The following is a 16036-nucleotide window of genomic DNA, read 5'->3' on the forward strand; positions in this document are numbered from 1 at the left end:
GTCAGGCTCCCACCGCGACGACCTTGGCCGCGCATTTCTTGAAGTCGGTCTGCTTGGAGATCGGGCAGGTCGCGTCCAGCGTGACCTTGTTGATCAGCTGCGCGGCGTCGTACCAGGGCACGAAGATCACGCCGCGCGGCATGCGGTTGCGGCCGCGGGTTTCCACGCGCGTGCGCATGCCGCCGCGGATCGAGGACACCTCGACCTCGTCGCCGCGCTTCAGTCCGCGCGCGCGCGCATCGTCCGGATGCATGTACACCACCGCCGAGGGCACGGCCTTGTACAGCTCGGGGATGCGCATGGTCATCGAGCCCGAGTGCCAGTGCTCCAGCACGCGGCCGGTGACCAGCCACAGGTCGTACTCCTCGTTCGGCGACTCCGCCGGTGGCTCGTAGGGCAGCGCCCAGATCACCGCGCGTCCGTCGGGGTTGCCGTAGAACTCGAAGCCGGTACCCGGCTTGACGTAGGGATCGCTGCCCTCGCGGTAGCGCCAGCGGGTCTCCTTGCCGTCCACCACCGGCCAGCGCAGGCCGCGCTCCTGGTGGTAGCGGTCGAAGGGCGCAAGGTCGTGCGCATGCCCGCGGCCGAACTCGGCGTACTCCTCGAAGAGGCCCTTCTGCGGATAGAAACCGAAGGCCTCGGCCTCGCGGTTGGCATAGCCTTCCTCGATCTCGTCCACGCCGAACGCATCGACCTTGCCGTTGCGGTACAGCACCTCGAACAGCGTCTTGCCGCGGAACTCCGGGTTGGCCGCCAGGATCTCCTCCGGCCAGCACTCGTCAGTGGTGAAGCGCTTGGAGAATTCCATCAGCTGCCACAGGTCCGACTTCGCCTCGCCCGGCGCATCCACCAGCTGGTGCCAGAAATGGGTGCGGCGTTCGGCGTTGCCGTAGGCGCCTTCCTTCTCCACCCACATCGCGCTGGGCAGGATCAGGTCGGCCGCCTGGCAGGTCACCGTGGGATAGGCGTCGGACACCACGATGAAGTTGTCCGGGTTGCGATAGCCCGGATAACCCTCCTCCAGGATGTTCGCGCCGGCCTGCATGTTGTTATTGACCTGCACCCAGTAGGCGTTGAGCAGGCCGTCCTTCAGCGCGCGGTTCTGCTCGGTGGCGGCGTAGCCGATCTTGTCCTTGATGATCCCGCGCGGGATCTTCCAGATGTCCTCGGCCGCGGCGCGGTGCTCGGGATTGGTCACCACCATGTCCGCCGGCAGGCGATGGGCGAAGGTGCCGACCTCGCGCGCGGTGCCACAGGCCGACGGTTGCCCGGTCAGCGAGAACGGGCTGTTGCCCGGGGTCGCGATCTTCCCGGTCAGCAGGTGGATGTTGTAGACCATGTTGTTGGCCCAGGTGCCGCGCGTGTGCTGGTTGAAGCCCATGGTCCAGAACGACATCACCTTGATGTCGGGGTTGGCGTACAGCTCGGCCAGCTGCTCCAGCCAGCCGCGCTCGACGCCGGTCATCTCCACGGCCTTGTCCAGCGTGTAGGGCGCGACGAAGCGCGCGAACTCGTCGAAATCGATCGCCGTGCCGCCGTTGGGATCGTTCGCATTCTTCGCCGCCACCTGCAGCGGATGCTCAGGACGCAGTCCGTAGCCGATGTCGTCGTTGCCGCGCTTGAACGTGGTGTGTTTGTCGACGAACTCGCGGTTGACCTTGCCCGAGCGGATGATGTGGTTGGCGATGTAGTTCAGGATCACGAGATCCGTCTGCGGCTTGAACACCATCGGGATGTCGGCCAGGTCGAAGCTGCGGTGCTCGTAGGTCGACAGCACCGCGACCTTGACGTGCGGGTTCGACAGCCGGCGGTCGGTGACCCGGGTCCACAGGATCGGGTGCATCTCGGCCATGTTCGAGCCCCAGAGCACGAAGGCATCCGCGGCCTCGATGTCGTCGTAGCAGCCCATCGGTTCGTCCATGCCGAAGGTGCGCATGAAGCCTGTGACCGCCGACGCCATGCAGTGACGCGCGTTCGGGTCGATGTGGTTGCTGCGGAAGCCGGCCTTCATCAGCTTGTTGGCCGCATACCCTTCCCACACCGTCCACTGCCCGGAGCCGAACATGCCGATGCCGTCGCCGCCCTTGGCCTTGAGCACCGCGCGGAACTTCTCCTCCATCACGTCGAAGGCCTCGTCCCAGGTCACCGGGGTGAAGTCGCCTTCCTTGTGGTACGCGCCGTCGCGCTTGCGCAGCAGCGGCTGGGTGAGGCGGTCGGCGCCGTACATCACCTTCGACAGGAAGTACCCCTTGACGCAGTTCAGGCCGCGGTTGACCTCGGCCTTGACGTCGCCATGGGTGGCGACCACGCGGCCATTGCGCACGGCCACGTTGATGCCGCAGCCGGTGCCGCAGTAGCGGCAGGGCGCCTTGCTCCACTTCAGGCCCTTGTCGCCCTCGACCACGGCCTCCTGGACGTGGCCCGGAACCGGGATGCCGGCGGCGACGGCGGCGCTGGCGATGGCGCTGTTGCGGATGAATTCGCGGCGGCTGGTGCTCATCCGTGTGACTCCTGTGGATCGGATGCGGAAACGTCGCCGGGCGGCGCCTGCCGCTCGACGTGGTGGTAGACGAGGTTGACGGTGATCACGCCCGGCAGCGCCTGCAGCAGGTCGATGCTGGCCATCAGGCTGCGGGTGCCGTCGCTTTCCTGCACCAGCACGCTGCAGGTGTCTTCCTGCAGGGCCAGGTCCAGGCCGGCGGCGCCGGCGACGGCGTCGGCAAGCGCGGGGATCGCCGCGGGATGATGGCGCACCACCAGGCTGGCGACGTGCCACTCGTTCCAAGGTTCAGGCTTCAAGCAGCACCTCGGCGGTCATCGCGGCCAGCGAGATGGCCGTGGTCGGACAGGCCGGCACGCAGGCACCGCAGCCGGTGCAGCGGTCGCTCTCGATCCGCGGCATCGGCACCGCGCGCGTGGGCGGGAAGGCGATCGCTGACTCGCCGCAGGCGTCGCGGCAGCTGGAGCAGACGATCCCGCGACCGGCCAGGCAGGCCTCGCCGACCTGCGCGCGCAGCGACCACGGCGCCTCGTCGATCGATGCGAAGGCGTGTTCGCCGCAGGCCCGCGCGCAGTCGCCGCAGAAGGTGCATTCGCCGCGCCCGGGGTCGAACTCCGGCAACCCGCCCTCGCCCGCCACCAGCACGCGCTGCGGGCAGGCTTCGACGCAGGCGTTGCACGCGGTGCACGCGGAGGCGAAGCGGGATTCCTCGAGCGCCCACGGCGGACGCAGCAGCGGGGTCCGGCGCAGCCGTCCACGCAGCAGTGCCCGGCGATGGCGGTCCGGTGCCTGGTTCCGGGAGGCGGCCATCACGTTCCTGCGTCCCTCAGGCGGTCGGCGGGCCGGCGACGAACATCTGCCAGAACCACACCGCGAAGCCGTAGCCGCCGACGATCATCACCGACAGGATGGGAAACAGCACCACCGTGATGAACAGGAAAAGCGTGAGTTCGTTGCGCTTGCTGGGCTGGCCGGTATCCGCGTCCAAGGCGCGCTCCGCTGGCTGCTGCTGGATGAATACAGCCTAGCGTCAAACGTGCGGAGAGGCCAGAAAATCACGCTGTATTCAAATAGTTACAACGCATCCGCGCGCGGCCCCGTCGCGGCAAAAAACGGCGTGCGCCCGCCTACGGCAGCGAGGCGCAGGCCCGGGCCGCCATGGCGAACGAGGCCAGGCGCGCGTCGTGGTCGAAGATGTTGGCGGTCAGCATCAGCTCGTCCGGGCGATGGCGTGCGACGAAGGCCGCGATGCCGTCGCGCAGCGTCGCCTCGTCGCCGACCACCGAACAGGCCAGTGCCTGGTCGACGGAGGCGCGCTCGGCGGGCGTGCAGTGGGCGTCGATGTCGTCCACCGGCGGCGGCACCAGGCCGATCTCGCCGCGGCGCAGGCGCGCGAAGGTCTGCTGCATGGTGGTGAACAGGCGCCGCGCCTCCGCATCGGTGCCGGCGCCGACCACGTTGAGCGCGAGCATCGCGTACGGCGCCGACAGCCGCTCCGACGGCCGGAACTCGTGCCGGTACAGCGCCAGCGCCTGCTCCATCATCGCCGGCGCGAAGTGCGAGGCAAAGGCGAAGGGCAGGCCCATCGCCGCGGCCAGGCGCGCGCTGAAGAGGCTCGAACCGAGCAGCCACACCGGCACCTGCATGCCCGCGCCGGGCACCGCCTGCACCTTCTGCCCAGGCCGCACCGGTCCGAAATAGGCCAGCAGTTCGCCCACGTCGTGCGGGAACGCGTCGGCGCCGTCGTAGTAGCGGCGCAGCGCGCGCACCGTGGCCTGGTCGGTGCCGGGCGCGCGGCCCAGCCCGAGGTCGATGCGGTCGGGATACAGAGATGCCAGCGTGCCGAACTGTTCGGCCACCTGCAGCGGCGAATGGTTGGGCAGCATCACCCCGCCGGCGCCAACGCGGATGGTCGAGGTACCGCCGGCGATATGGCCGATCAGCACCGAAGTCGCGGCGCTGGCGATGCCGGGCATGTTGTGGTGTTCGGCCAGCCAGAATCGGCGGTAGCCTTGGGCCTCGGCGTGGCGCGCGAGGTCGAGGCTGTTGGCGAAGGCTTCGGCTGGTGTGCTGCCTTCGCAGACGGGAGCCAGGTCGAGCAGGGAGTACGGGATCATGGCGGGCTCGGGCGACGGGATTCACCCCGACATGGGGCCGCGCGCCGCGGTTGCCAGCCCCCGGGACTCAGATTTCCACCTGCGCCCCCAGTTCCACCAGGCGGTTGCCGGGGATGCGGAAGTATGCGTTCGCCGGCGCGGCGTTGCGGTGCATCAGCGCGAACAGCTTGTCGCGCCACATCGGCATGCCCACGCGGCGCTTGGCCACCACGGTTTCGCGGCCGACGAAATAGGTCGTGTCCATCGGATCCAGGTCGAGGCCCTCGAGGTCGCAGGCGCGCATCAGCGCCAGCGGTACGTCGGGCGTGTCCATGAAGCCGAAGCGCACCGTGACCTTGTAGAAGTCGTCGCCGATCTCGCGCAGCTCCAGTCGACGGTCGCGCGGTGCGTAGGGCACGTCCAGGGTTTCCGCCGTCAGGAACAGGTTGCGCTCGTGCAGCACCTTGTTGTGCTTGAGGTTGTGCATGAAGGCGTGCGGCACCACGCCCGGGTCGCTGGTCATGAAGATCGCCGTGCCCGGCACCCGCACCGGCGGCGCCAGCATCAGCCCGGAGATGAAGGTGTCCAGGCGCAGGCCGTCGGCCTGGACCGCGTCGCGCAGCAGCTGGCGGCCGCGGCGCCAGGTGCGCAGCATGGTGAACAGCACGATGCCCAGCACCAGCGGGAACCACGCGCCCTGCAGCACCTTGGCACCGTTGGCCACCACGAAGGCGATGTCGATCACGAAGAAGCCGACGCAGCAGGGCAGCACCCAGCGCCGCGCCTTGGGCCACAGCGCGCGCGCGACGATCGCCAGCAGCAGCGTGTCGATCAGCATCGTCATCGACACCGAGATGCCGTAGGCCGCGGCCAGCGACGACGACGAGCGGAAGCTCAGCACCAGCAGGATCACGATCACCGCCATCGACCAGTTGATCGCCGGGATGTAGATCTGGCCGATGGTCTCGCTGGAGGTGTGCTTGATGCGCATGCGCGGGATGTAGCCCAGCTGCATCGCCTGGCGCGCGACGGAAAAGCCGCCGGTGATCACCGCCTGCGATGCGATCACGGTGGCCGCGGTGGCCAGCAGGATCATCGGCCAGCGCCCCCACTCGGGCACGCCGATGAAGAACGGATTGCGGATCGCCGTCGGGTCCTCGAGCACCAGCGCGCCCTGCCCCAGGTAGTTCAGCATCAGCGAGGGCAGCACGAACCAGTACCAGCCCAGCCGGACCGGGCGCGCGCCGAAGTGGCCCATGTCGGTGTAGATCGCCTCGCCGCCGGTCACCGCCAGCACCACCGCGCCGAGGATGAAGACGCCGCCCCAGCTGTGATCGACGAAGAAGCGCGCCGCCCACCAGGGATTGATCGCCTTCAGCACCTCGGGCTCGTGGGTGATGTTGAGCACGCCCAGCGCCGCCAGCGACAGGAACCAGAGGATGGTGATCGGCCCGAACACGCGCCCGACCTTCTCGGTGCCGAAGCGCTGGCTGGCGAACAGCGCCGCCAGCACCAGCACGGTGATCGGCACGATCCAGTCGTGCAGCTGCGGTGCCACCACCTCCAGCCCCTCGACCGCCGACAGCACCGAGATCGCCGGCGTGATCACCCCGTCGCCGAAGAACAGCGAAGCGCCGAACACGCCCAGCAGCCCCACCAGGTAGACCGATTTCGACCCGGGCTTCAGGCTGCGCTGCGCCAGCGCCATCAGCGCCATGATGCCGCCCTCGCCCTCGTTGTCGGCGCGCATGATGATGGTGACGTACTTGAAGGTGACCACCACCGTCAGCGCCCAGAACACCAGCGACAGGATGCCGAGCACCGTGTCGTGGTTGGCGGTCAGCCCGTAGTGCGGGTTGAACGCCTCGCGCAGGGTGTACAGCGGGCTGGTGCCGATGTCGCCGAAGACCACGCCGACCGCGCCGACCACCAGGCCGAACAGCCCGACCCTGCCGTGGCCCTGGCCGGACGCCTGCCCCTGCGCGCGGCCGGAGACGTCGCCCTGCCTGCCTTGCGACGCGGCGGAAGGCTGTGGACTGCCTGCAGACATGTGGAATCCCGTGGAAGACCGGCTCAGCGAAGCGCGGACTGTAGCGCCTTCCGGATGATGGTTTCCGCAGCGTCGCCGTCGGCATGCGCCTGGCGCGCCATGCGCTGGGCCTCGGCGGGCTTGTAGCCCAGCTGCTGCAGCGCCACGGTCGCCTCCGACAGCGGATCGGCCGGAATGCCGGCCGCGGGCACCGCCAGCGCCCCGCCCATGATCGCCTCGGCGCGGTCGCGCAGCTCGACCACGATGCGCTCGGCGGTCTTCTTGCCGATGCCGGGGATGCGCGTGAGCGCGGTCACGTCGCCGGCCTGCACCAGCCGCGCGAACTCTTCGACGCTGGCCCCGGACAGGATCGCCAGCGCGATCTTCGCGCCGATGCCGGTGACCCGCTGCACGTCGCGGAACAGGCGCCGCTCGGCCTCGCTCGCGAAGCCGTACAGCGACACCGAATCCTCCTTCTGCGCGTAGTGCGTGAAGAGGGTGACCTCCCTGCCCAGCACCGGCAGCTCGTAGAAGGTGCTCATCGGCGCCTCCAGCTCGTAGCCGACGCCGTTGACGTCCAGCACCAGCCACGGCGGCGACTTGTGCGCGAGCAGGCCCCGCAGGCGTCCGATCATCTCCGGCTCCAGGCCATCCGGGCGTCGATGCCCATGCGCTGCGCGCTGGCGCGGGTGTGGGCGTGGGTGATGGCGATCGCCAGCGCGTCGGCCGCATCGGCCTGCAGGCGCCCCTTGAGCCCGAGGATGGCGCCGACCATGTGCTGCACCTGGGCCTTGTCGGCCGCGCCCTTGCCGACCAGGGCCAGCTTCACCTGGCGCGCGCCGTACTCGCTCACCGGCAGGTCGTGCATGACCACCGCGCAGATCGCCGCGCCGCGGGCCTGGCCGAGCTTGAGCGCGGAATCCGCGTTCTTCGACACGAACACCTGTTCGATCGCGACCTCGTCGGGCCGGTGCTCCTCCAGCACCGCGCGCAAGCCGTCGAGCAGGCGGCGCAAGCGCTGCGGCAGGTCGCCGGGCACGGCCGCGGCGCCGGCCAGCAGGTCCAGCGGCGCGTGGTACACGTGCGTGGCGCGGCCCGCGGCATCGACGTCGATGATGCCGACGCCAGTGCGCTGCGAGCCGGGGTCGATGCCGAGGATCCTGGTCACGCCGCCAGTCTACGCGTACGCGTCGTCGCCGAGATCGGCGTTCGAGTACACGTCCTGCACGTCGTCGAGGTCTTCCAGCCAGCGCAGCAGCTTGACCACCTGCTGCGCGGTCTCGCCTTCGACGGCGATGTCGTTGTCGGCGCGCATGGTGACCTCGGCGTGCGCGGCGGGCAGGCCGGCGGCGGCCATGGCGTCGCGCACGGAGGCGAAGTCCTCGGGCGCGGTCAGCACGTCGATGGCGCCATCCTCCGGATAGACCACCACGTCCTCGGCGCCGGCCTCGATGGCGGCATTGGTCACCGCGTCCTCGTCGGCACCGGCGTCGTAGCGCAGGATGCCCTGCTTGTTGAACATGAAGGCCACGGAGCCGTCGGTCCCCAGGTTGCCGCCGAACTTGCCGAATGCATGGCGCACGTCGGCCACGGTGCGGACCTTGTTGTCGGTCAGGCAGTCGACGATCACGGCGACGCCGCCCGGGGCATAGCCCTCGTAGCGGATCTCCTCGTAGTCGACGCCTTCCAGCTCGCCGGTGGCCTTCTTGACCGCACGCTCGATCACGTCCTTGGTCATGTTGGCCGACAGGGCCTTGTCGATGGCGCTGCGCAGGCGCGGGTTGCCCCCGGGGTCACCTCCACCAGCGCGCGCGGAGACCGAGATCTCGCGGATCAGCTTGGTGAAGATCTTCCCGCGACGCGCGTCTTCCGCGTTCTTGCGGGCCTCGATCGAGGGACCCCTGCCCATGCGTAGCACCCTTCCTTCAATGCTGGAACGAGCCCGGATTCTACTCCTTCCGGGCGCGCGGGCCGCCGCGGCGTCAGCGCGGGAAGCGCCCCTCTCGCAGGAAGCCGAGCGCCTGCCGCGCGGCCTCGGCGCCGAGGACCAGGCCGGTATGCGAGGCGTCGATGACGACATGGTCGGCCAGCCCCGGGACCCGGGTCTCCTCCAGCGCCACGGTGCCGTCGTGCACGCCCTCGAAGCGCGCCACCAGCGCGCCCAGGCCGCGCGGGCGGCTGCCGGCGACCATGCCAACCTCGACGCCGGCCGGAAGCACCGCGCATCCATTCCGCAGCAGGGCCGCGCTGCGCCCGAGGTAGAGCGTGGCCAGGGCGTGCCGCGACATCGTCTTCGCCGCCCCGCTGCCGCACAGCGGCGTGCCCAGGCAGACCAGGCGCACGACCGGAAGCGTCGGCTCGACGCGCAGCGCCTCCAAAGCCATCAGGCCGCCGAGACTGTGGCCGACGACATGGGTCGGCGGACCACCACGCAGGCGCTCGCGGACGGCATCCACGGCCGTTGCCGTACTGCCGGCGATGCTGCGGTAGCCGAGCACGCCGGTATCGAAGCCGTGCGCGCGCAGGCGCGCCGCGAAGCGCTGCATGGACAGCCGCGGCATCCACAGGCCGTGCACGAGGAGGACGCGTGACGCCTGCGGGCCGGCGCCACTGCCGTGGCCGGTGCCGGTGCCTGGGCCTGAATCGCCGGCAGGCGCCGGAACGGGAGGATCTCCTGCGCGCATGCGGTCGCCCTCGCGGCTACGCGGCCCGCGCCGCGTCGCGTCGGAGGATGAACTCGCGGTCGCGGGTGGCACCGACGGGAAACAGATACTCGCCCACGCGCTCGAAGCCGCGCCGCGCATAGAAGCGCTGGGCGCCGAAGTTCTCCGACCACACTCCGATCCACAGCCTGCGCGGGCCATCGCGCTCCAGCCAAGCGATCGCGGTGTCGAACAGCCGCCCACCCCGGCCGCCACCCTGGTGCGAAGCCAGCAGGTAGAGGCGCTTGAGCTCGCCGTCGCCCGGGGCAACATCGGGATGCGGCAGGCCGCAGGGACCCGCCGCGGCATGGCCCACCGCCTCGCCAGCGTCCTCCAGCAGCCAGACCGCGTAGTCGGGATGCGACAGGATCACGCGCTGGCGCTCCTCGGCGTAGGCCTCGGCGATGAAGGCGGCCAGGTCCTCCGGCGGATAGAGATGGCCGAAGGTTTCGGTGAACGTGCGTGCGCAGAGCCGGGACAGGGTCCCGGCGTCCTCGGGCGTGGCGCGGCGGATGGTGGGCGACATGGCGCGCATCATCTCCGATCGGACGGGCCGGATGCCGTGGAAGCAGTCATGGCCGCGATGGCGTGTACCGGACACCCCGCTATCGCGGCTGTCGCCGCTCCTACGGGGCCGGCTGGCCCTTCGGGCGGACGGCGACGTGTACTTCCGCCAGCTGCGCGTCGTCGATCGGCGACGGCGCGCCGGTCATCAGGCACTGCGCGGTGGTGGTCTTGGGGAAGGCGATGACGTCGCGGATCGACTCGGTGCCCGCCATCAGCGCGGCGATGCGGTCGATGCCGAAGGCGATGCCGCCGTGCGGCGGGGCGCCGTACTTCAGCGCGTCGAGCAGGAAGCCGAACTTGGCCTGCTGCTCCTCGGCGCCGATGCCCAGCAGCTCGAACACCGCGGCCTGCATCTGCGGGCGGTGGATGCGGATCGAACCGCCGCCGATCTCGTTGCCGTTGAGCACCATGTCGTAGCCGCGGCTGGTGGCGGTGCGGGCGTTGGCGCGCAGGTCGTCGATGTCGTCCACCGCCGGGGCGGTGAAGGGATGGTGGAGCGCGACGTAGCGCTTGGCCTCGTCGTCCCATTCGAACATCGGGAAGTCGGTGACCCAGAGCGGCTTCCAGCCGTCCTCGACCAGGCCGAAGTCACGGCCGGCCTTCAGGCGCACCGCGCCCATGAAGTCGCTGACGGTGTTGTACGCACCCGCGCCGAAGAAGACGATGTCGCCCCTGCCAGCACCGACGTGCGCGAGCAGCGCGGCGAACGCGGCCTCGTCGAAGAACTTCGCCACCGGCGAGTTCACCGCGCCGTCCTCGCCGAGCTTCGCGTAGGCCAGGCCCTTGGCGCCGTACTTGGCGGCGTGCGCGGCGTACTCGTCGATCTGCTTGCGGCTCAGCGCCGCGCCGCCGGGGATGCGCAGCGCGCACACGCGCATGCCGTCCACGCCGGCGGCGTCGGTGAACACCTTGAACTGCGAGTCGCGCACCTGCGCGTCGACGTCCACCAGCTCCAGCGCGATGCGCAGGTCGGGCTTGTCGGAGCCGTAGCGGCGCATGGCCTCGGCCCAGGTCATGCGCGGGAAGGCACCGAGCTCGACGCCCATCACTTCGCGGAACACGTCACCGATCATCTGCTCGACGGTGTCCTGCACGATCGCCTCGTCCACCCAGGCGAACTCCATGTCGAGCTGGGTGAATTCCAGCTGGCGGTCGGCGCGCAGGGCCTCGTCGCGGAAGCAGCGCGCGATCTGGTAGTAGCGGTCGAAGCCGGCCATCATCAGGATCTGCTTGAACAGCTGCGGGCTCTGCGGCAGCGCGTAGAACTCGCCCTCGTGCATGCGCGCCGGCACCAGGAAGTCGCGCGCGCCCTCGGGCGTGGCCTTGGTCAGGATCGGGGTTTCGATGTCCTGGAAATCGCGCGCATCCAGCCAGCGGCGCAGCGCCGCGACCAGCTTCGTGCGCGTGCGCATCCGGCGCTGCATCTCCGGGCTGCGCAGGTCGAGGTAGCGGTATTTCAGGCGGATGTCCTCGCCCGGGTTCTCGTGGTGGTGGAAGGGCAGCGGCTCGGCCTTGTTCAGCACCTCGATCGCGGTCGCGACCACTTCCACCTGTCCGGTGCGGATCTTCGGGTTCACCGACTCGCGGCGGCGCACGGTGCCGGTCACGCGCAGGCAGTCCTCGTAGCCCACCTTCGCCGCGGTGGCCACCACGCCGGCGTTGCCCTCGGCGTCCGACGGTTCGGCCACCACCTGGACGATGCCCTCGTGGTCGCGCAGGTCGATGAAGCACAGGCCGCCGAGGTCGCGGGCGACGTCGGCCCAGCCGCAGAGGGTGACGGTCTGGCCGACCATCGACTCGTCGATCAGGCCGCAGAAATGGGTACGCATGAAAACTCCGGAGTGACCGCGCCGCGCGGCAAGCCGGAGATTTTAACGGGTCGGGGCGTGGGAGTCCGGCTCCCGCGTGGCAAGAGCCTCGGCTTCGGGCGGGGGGCGTGTCGCTGCAGAGGGGGTATGGACCGCCGCTGCAGCCATCCATGGCTGAAGCGCCTACCGCGCACGTCCTTGTGCGCTGTCCATACCCCCTCTGCAGCGCCCCGCTTCGCAAGGTTGAAGGGTTCGGCTTCGGTGCGCCCGTCTCTTCCGGAGCGTGGTGGCGGCGCCCGAAGCCGGCGAAGGTGGTGCGGGAGGTGGATGGCGGGGGGAGTGCGGAGAGTGGGCCATGGATGGCCCACGCCCCCGCTTCCAGCCATGGATGGCTGGCGGCGGGGCGGAGCACTCCCCCCGCCAGCCGCCTCCCGCGGCGCGCACTCTCCCGAAGGACGTCACAGGCTGCGTTCATCCGAAGTGCCCGCCGCCCGGGCCACACTGTCTGGACGCATCGCCGCTTCGAGGACCGGTTTGATCGCCCTGCTCCGCCGCATCGCCCGACCCTGCGCCACCCGAACCACCCCGAAGCCGCCCGGGAGCCTCCCGCGATGATCGCGGCCGTCCGGCCACTGGCCGCCCTGCTCGCCGGCGTGGCCCTGCTGCTCGCGGGCAGCGGCCTGCTGAGCACCCTGCTCGCCGTGCGCGGGCGGATCGAGGGCTATGACGACCAGGTGCTGGGCCTGGTGATGTCGGCCTATTTCGCCGGTTTCTTCTTCGGCACCTACGCTGCGCCCGGGCTGATCCAGCGCATCGGCCACATCCGTGCCTTCGCCTTCTATGCCTGCCTGTGCGCCGCCACGGTGCTGCTGCATCCGATCCTCGTCTCGCCCTGGGCCTGGGGGCTGCTGCGGCTGGGTACCGGCGTGGCGCTGGTGGGGCTGTATACGGTGATCGAGAGCTGGCTGAACGTGCAGGCGCCGCCCGGGCAGCGCAGCCAGGTGTTCGCGGCCTACATGGTGGTGAACCTGTTCGCGCTGGCCGCCGGCCAGTGGCTGGTTGGCGTGGCCGATCCGGCCGGGTTCGCACTCTTCAGCCTGGTCGCGATCCTGGTCTGCCTGGCGGCGCTGCCGGTCACCGCCAGCCGCATGGTCCAGCCGGAGCTGCCCGCCATGCCGCGCCTGGCGCTGAAGGCGCTGTTCCGCGCCGCCCCGGCGGCCACGCTGGGCGCGCTGCTTGCCGGCATGACGCTGGGCGGCTTCTGGGGCCTGGCGGCGGTGTTCGCCACCCGCCTCGGGCTCGACGTCACCGGCGTGGCGCTGCTGATGAGCACCACCATCGTCGGCGGCGCGGCGCTGCAGTGGCCCATCGGCCGCCTGTCCGATGGCGGCGACCGCCGCACCGCTTTGGTCATCGTGTGCTTGCTGGCGGCGGGCGCGGCGGTGGCGATGATGCTGCCGGCCGGGCAGTCGGGCTGGCCGCTGTACGCGCTGTGCTTCTGCTTCGGTGGACTGGCGTTCGCCATCTATCCGATCTGCATGGCCCATCTGCTCGATCACCTGCCGCCCGAGGACACGCTGTCGGCGGGCAGCAGCCTGCTGCTCCTCAACGGCGTGGGTTCGGCGATCGGGCCGGCGGTGGCGGGCGTGGCGATGACGCGCTACGGCGCCGCGGCGCTGCCGGCGTTCTACGCCGCGACCCTCGTCCTGGTGGCGCTGGTCGCAGGCGGGCGCAGGCTGCTGCGCCACCGCGACAACAGCCATCCGTCGGTCTTCCACGCGATGCTGCGGACCACGCCGACGGCGATCGAGCTGCTGCCCGAGGTCGACGTCCCGGCGCCGGACGACGCGCCGGAGTCCGGCGTCATCGCCCCTGGCGCGAGGCCCGCGGCCTGAAGAATCGCCCTCAGGCGGCCGGGGGCCTTTCGCCGTGCGGGGCGGCAGCGTGCGCCGCGAGCGGCGCCTCGCCGCCCCGCGCCAGCGCCTCGTCTGCCGGATCGACGTCGAACGGGGCCTTCAGCACCAGCGAAGGCAACAGGGTGTTGATGGCGGTGTAGAGCAGCAGCGCGCCGTAGATCACCGGCGGCAGGTCGAAGCGCTGGTACAGGATGCCGGCCAGCACCAGCGTGAACACCAGGGTCGGCGCCAGCGCCACAGAGACCTTCAGCGTCCCGGCACGCGCTTCCCGGAACAGCACCCGCCGCTGCAGCCAGACCACGCCGATGCGCAGCGGCAGCACCACCATCGTCAGCGCCACGCCCAGCAGCACCGCCTCCCACGACAGCGCCTCGCGCGGGATGCCGGTGCCGGCGTGGAAGAAATAGAACGGCACGAAGAAGCTGGCGAACAGCCGCAGCGCATGGATGTTGTCGTCCGAGGCCAGGCGCGGCATGCGGATGCGCAGCAGCCTGGCCACCAGGCCGGCGATGAAGGCGCCGACCAGGTAGTACACGCCCATGGAATAGGTGACGTAGGCGGCTACCATGCCCACCATCACCAGCAGCGAGAACTCCGAGCCCGGCGCGTGCGGCACCACCCAGCGCCCCAGCGCCACGAACAGCAGCGGCAGGCCGACCAGCATCGCCACCAGCACGCCGGTGTTGACGCCCATCATCAGCGGGTCGCCGGCCTGCAGCACCACGAACAGCGCCGCCAGCGCCAGCAGCTCGCCGGCGATCGCCTTGCTGGTGACCCAGAAGCGCTCGTCCTCGGCCAGCCCCAGGCGTTCGAGCGTGTCGAGGATGAAGCCGGTTGACGGCGTCAGCAGGGCCAGCGCCAGCAGGGTCGCGGCCTGCCAGCCCAGGTCGAGGTAGCGCCAGGCCAGCCAGGCGGCGCCGGCCAGCGTCGCGCAGCGCACCAGCAGATGGACCACCAGGGGGCCTGCCCCACGGCGCAGCTCGCGCGGATCGACCTCGAGTCCGGCGAACAGGAACAGCGAGGAAATCCCCAGTGTCGACAGCAGGATCACCACCGGGTCGTGCACCCGGTCGCCCCAGGCCAGCATCGCCAGCAGGCCGAACAGCAGGCAGGTCAGCGGCGCCGGCAGCTTCCAGCGTTGCAGCACCCGCGGCACCACCAGCAGGGCGAAGATCAGGATGAGGTAGAGCAGTTCCTGCTTCATCCGCCCGCAGGCTTGGCGGCGGCGGGCGCGCTTGCGGAAGCCGGGCTCGCGGAGGGGGCGCTGGTGGAAGGTGCGGTCGCGGCGTTCCCCGGCTTCACGGCGGCCCCGGCCGCCGGGGTCGCGGCCGGCGCATCACCCTTGGCGCCGTCGGCCTTGCCTGCGCCCTCGCCGCCTTCGGCGAGGTTGCGCTTCGTATCGCCGTCCTTCTTGAAGTCGGTCTCGTACCAGCCGCTGCCGGCGAGGCGGAAGGCCGGCGCGGTCAGCTTGCGGCCCACCCCACCCTGCGCCGCGCACGCCGGACAGGTGTCCGGATCCGGGTCGGACAGCTTCTGCAGACGGTCGAATTCATGGCCGCAGGCGGCGCAGCGGAAGGCGTAGATGGGCATGGCGGTAACCGGAAACAGCGGAATGCTGCGCGCATTCTGCGGTTCCATCGCCGCAAATCAAGACACCACCCCTCTCCCCGCAAGGCGGGGAAAGGGGTTGCGGAGGCTTTGAAGCAGTGCGCCGGGTCAGTCGGTGCTGCCCCACGGCGCGGGCGGCAGTTCGACCGGCGTGGTCAGGTCGAACTCGACCTGGAACAGGCGCCCCTGCGGGTTCACCTCGTCTTCCGGGCGCGAGAGCTCGTAGAGGAAGCGCTGGCCCGGCTCGATCTCCATCGCCCAGGTGTTGGTGGTGGAGACGTTGGCACCGGTGCGGCCAAAGAGTTCGATCGATTCGGCGTCGACGGGGAACTCCTGGCGCACGGCGGTGCCCGCGGCCACGCTCTCGCCGCCGTACATGGTCTGCTCGTCCGGCGTGCCGTCCTCGTGGCGATGGTCGTGCTTGAGGCGCAGGCCGGTGCCGGTGCGCGTGATCACCCAGGTGCGCGAATGGTCGTCGCCGACGTGGAACGGGACCAGCAGCTGCTTCGATGGCTCGTCGCAGCCGCGGACGTGCATCACCAGGGCCTTGCCCTCGAACGCGTCGGGCGTCGGCGACGCCGGCGCGTTGGCGACGATGCGGCCGGCGAAGGCCTGGCCGCAGTGGCTGGCCAGCGCGGCCATGAAGGCGTCGGCCGGCTCACCGGCGGGCGCGGGCGCAGGCGCCGCGGCCGGCGCGTCGCCGGCGCCGGCCGCGGGAGCCGGATCAGTGGAGGGCGCGCAGGCGGCCAGGGCCACCAGCGCGACGGACAGGGCGGACACTCGGATCGTATTCATCCGCCCACCCTAACC

16 protein-coding genes are annotated in these 16036 nt (G+C 70.5%); 1 reads left to right on the forward strand and 15 read right to left on the reverse strand.

Features of this window, described 5'->3' with window-relative positions; all coding sequences use genetic code 11:
- Position 1: 1 nt before the first annotated feature.
- From napA to aspS, 12 genes are all read right to left on the reverse strand, one after another.
- Positions 2 to 2500, reverse strand: coding sequence for a periplasmic nitrate reductase subunit alpha (napA, locus tag IE168_RS13745; protein ID WP_189499225.1), 2499 nt, complete (start codon positions 2498 to 2500; stop codon positions 2 to 4).
- A complete protein-coding gene (locus tag IE168_RS13750; RefSeq protein ID WP_229823594.1) occupies positions 2497 to 2799 on the reverse strand; it encodes a chaperone NapD in 303 nt (100 codons plus the stop codon). The genes napA and IE168_RS13750 overlap by 4 nt, the downstream gene beginning before the upstream one ends.
- Complete coding sequence (gene napF, locus IE168_RS13755; protein ID WP_189499227.1) at positions 2789 to 3310, reverse strand: ferredoxin-type protein NapF; 522 nt, start codon at positions 3308 to 3310, stop codon at positions 2789 to 2791. Before napF ends, IE168_RS13750 begins: the two co-directional genes overlap by 11 nt.
- Positions 3311 to 3326: 16 nt before the next feature.
- Positions 3327 to 3488: a periplasmic nitrate reductase, NapE protein gene (locus IE168_RS13760; protein ID WP_189499230.1), complete on the reverse strand. Its 162-nt coding sequence runs from the start codon at positions 3486 to 3488 to the stop codon at positions 3327 to 3329.
- A 139-nt stretch (positions 3489 to 3627) separates the two neighbouring features.
- Complete coding sequence (locus IE168_RS13765; protein ID WP_189499232.1) at positions 3628 to 4617, reverse strand: LLM class flavin-dependent oxidoreductase; 990 nt, start codon at positions 4615 to 4617, stop codon at positions 3628 to 3630.
- A gap of 67 nt (positions 4618 to 4684) precedes the next feature.
- Positions 4685 to 6646 carry a potassium transporter Kup gene (locus IE168_RS13770; RefSeq protein ID WP_189499234.1) on the reverse strand — a complete coding sequence of 654 codons (1962 nt, stop codon included), beginning with the start codon at positions 6644 to 6646 and terminating at the stop codon, positions 4685 to 4687.
- Positions 6647 to 6669: 23 nt separating this feature from the next.
- Complete coding sequence (gene ruvA, locus IE168_RS13775; protein ID WP_189499236.1) at positions 6670 to 7260, reverse strand: Holliday junction branch migration protein RuvA; 591 nt, start codon at positions 7258 to 7260, stop codon at positions 6670 to 6672.
- Positions 7257 to 7793 carry a crossover junction endodeoxyribonuclease RuvC gene (gene ruvC, locus IE168_RS13780; protein WP_189499238.1) on the reverse strand — a complete coding sequence of 179 codons (537 nt, stop codon included), beginning with the start codon at positions 7791 to 7793 and terminating at the stop codon, positions 7257 to 7259. Before ruvC ends, ruvA begins: the two co-directional genes overlap by 4 nt.
- Before the next feature lie 9 nt (positions 7794 to 7802).
- Positions 7803 to 8534, reverse strand: coding sequence for a YebC/PmpR family DNA-binding transcriptional regulator (locus IE168_RS13785; RefSeq protein WP_189499255.1), 732 nt, complete (start codon positions 8532 to 8534; stop codon positions 7803 to 7805).
- Between the two features lie 73 nt (positions 8535 to 8607).
- Positions 8608 to 9309, reverse strand: coding sequence for an esterase/lipase family protein (locus tag IE168_RS13790; RefSeq protein ID WP_189499258.1), 702 nt, complete (start codon positions 9307 to 9309; stop codon positions 8608 to 8610).
- A 16-nt stretch (positions 9310 to 9325) separates the two neighbouring features.
- On the reverse strand, positions 9326 to 9853 hold the full coding sequence (locus IE168_RS13795; RefSeq protein WP_189499260.1) for a GNAT family N-acetyltransferase: 528 nt from the start codon (positions 9851 to 9853) through the stop codon (positions 9326 to 9328).
- 100 nt (positions 9854 to 9953) lie between these two features.
- Complete coding sequence (gene aspS, locus IE168_RS13800; RefSeq protein ID WP_189499262.1) at positions 9954 to 11723, reverse strand: aspartate--tRNA ligase; 1770 nt, start codon at positions 11721 to 11723, stop codon at positions 9954 to 9956.
- A 590-nt stretch (positions 11724 to 12313) separates the two neighbouring features.
- On the opposite strand from aspS, the gene IE168_RS13805 reads away from it, so the two are divergent.
- The gene (locus IE168_RS13805; RefSeq protein ID WP_189499264.1) at positions 12314 to 13597 is read left to right on the forward strand and encodes an MFS transporter; all 1284 of its coding nucleotides are present in this window, start codon (positions 12314 to 12316) and stop codon (positions 13595 to 13597) included.
- Positions 13598 to 13607: 10 nt separating this feature from the next.
- Here IE168_RS13805 and IE168_RS13810 read toward each other — a convergent pair whose 3' ends face one another.
- The 3 genes from IE168_RS13810 to IE168_RS13820 all read right to left on the reverse strand — a co-directional run bounded on the left by IE168_RS13810 (position 13608) and on the right by IE168_RS13820 (position 16021).
- Complete coding sequence (locus tag IE168_RS13810; protein ID WP_189499266.1) at positions 13608 to 14822, reverse strand: cation:proton antiporter; 1215 nt, start codon at positions 14820 to 14822, stop codon at positions 13608 to 13610.
- Positions 14819 to 15256, reverse strand: a complete 438-nt coding sequence (locus IE168_RS13815; RefSeq protein ID WP_386659005.1) for an FmdB family zinc ribbon protein — start codon at positions 15254 to 15256, stop codon at positions 14819 to 14821. The genes IE168_RS13810 and IE168_RS13815 overlap by 4 nt, the downstream gene beginning before the upstream one ends.
- A gap of 78 nt (positions 15257 to 15334) precedes the next feature.
- A complete protein-coding gene (locus IE168_RS13820; RefSeq protein ID WP_189499268.1) occupies positions 15335 to 16021 on the reverse strand; it encodes a hypothetical protein in 687 nt (228 codons plus the stop codon).
- Positions 16022 to 16036: the final 15 nt, after the last annotated feature.

Source organism: Luteimonas padinae (genome assembly GCF_014652935.1).
Classification (GTDB): Bacteria; Pseudomonadota; Gammaproteobacteria; order Xanthomonadales; family Xanthomonadaceae; genus Luteimonas; species Luteimonas padinae.

What these genes read in the sequence shown, in the direction of transcription:
- napA (WP_189499225.1), bottom strand. Translation starts at nt 2,500, where the DNA reads ATGAGCACCAGCCGCCGCGAATTCATCCGCAACAGCGCCATCGCCAGC.
- napF (WP_189499227.1), bottom strand. Translation starts at nt 3,310, where the DNA reads ATGGCCGCCTCCCGGAACCAGGCACCGGACCGCCATCGCCGGGCACTG.
- IE168_RS13765 (WP_189499232.1), bottom strand. Translation starts at nt 4,617, where the DNA reads ATGATCCCGTACTCCCTGCTCGACCTGGCTCCCGTCTGCGAAGGCAGC.
- IE168_RS13770 (WP_189499234.1), bottom strand. Translation starts at nt 6,646, where the DNA reads ATGTCTGCAGGCAGTCCACAGCCTTCCGCCGCGTCGCAAGGCAGGCAG.
- ruvA (WP_189499236.1), bottom strand. Translation starts at nt 7,260, where the DNA reads ATGATCGGACGCCTGCGGGGCCTGCTCGCGCACAAGTCGCCGCCGTGG.
- IE168_RS13785 (WP_189499255.1), bottom strand. Translation starts at nt 8,534, where the DNA reads ATGGGCAGGGGTCCCTCGATCGAGGCCCGCAAGAACGCGGAAGACGCG.
- IE168_RS13790 (WP_189499258.1), bottom strand. Translation starts at nt 9,309, where the DNA reads ATGCGCGCAGGAGATCCTCCCGTTCCGGCGCCTGCCGGCGATTCAGGC.
- IE168_RS13795 (WP_189499260.1), bottom strand. Translation starts at nt 9,853, where the DNA reads ATGTCGCCCACCATCCGCCGCGCCACGCCCGAGGACGCCGGGACCCTG.
- aspS (WP_189499262.1), bottom strand. Translation starts at nt 11,723, where the DNA reads ATGCGTACCCATTTCTGCGGCCTGATCGACGAGTCGATGGTCGGCCAG.
- IE168_RS13805 (WP_189499264.1), top strand. Translation starts at nt 12,314, where the DNA reads ATGATCGCGGCCGTCCGGCCACTGGCCGCCCTGCTCGCCGGCGTGGCC.
- IE168_RS13810 (WP_189499266.1), bottom strand. Translation starts at nt 14,822, where the DNA reads ATGAAGCAGGAACTGCTCTACCTCATCCTGATCTTCGCCCTGCTGGTG.
- IE168_RS13815 (WP_386659005.1), bottom strand. Translation starts at nt 15,256, where the DNA reads ATGGAACCGCAGAATGCGCGCAGCATTCCGCTGTTTCCGGTTACCGCC.
- IE168_RS13820 (WP_189499268.1), bottom strand. Translation starts at nt 16,021, where the DNA reads ATGAATACGATCCGAGTGTCCGCCCTGTCCGTCGCGCTGGTGGCCCTG.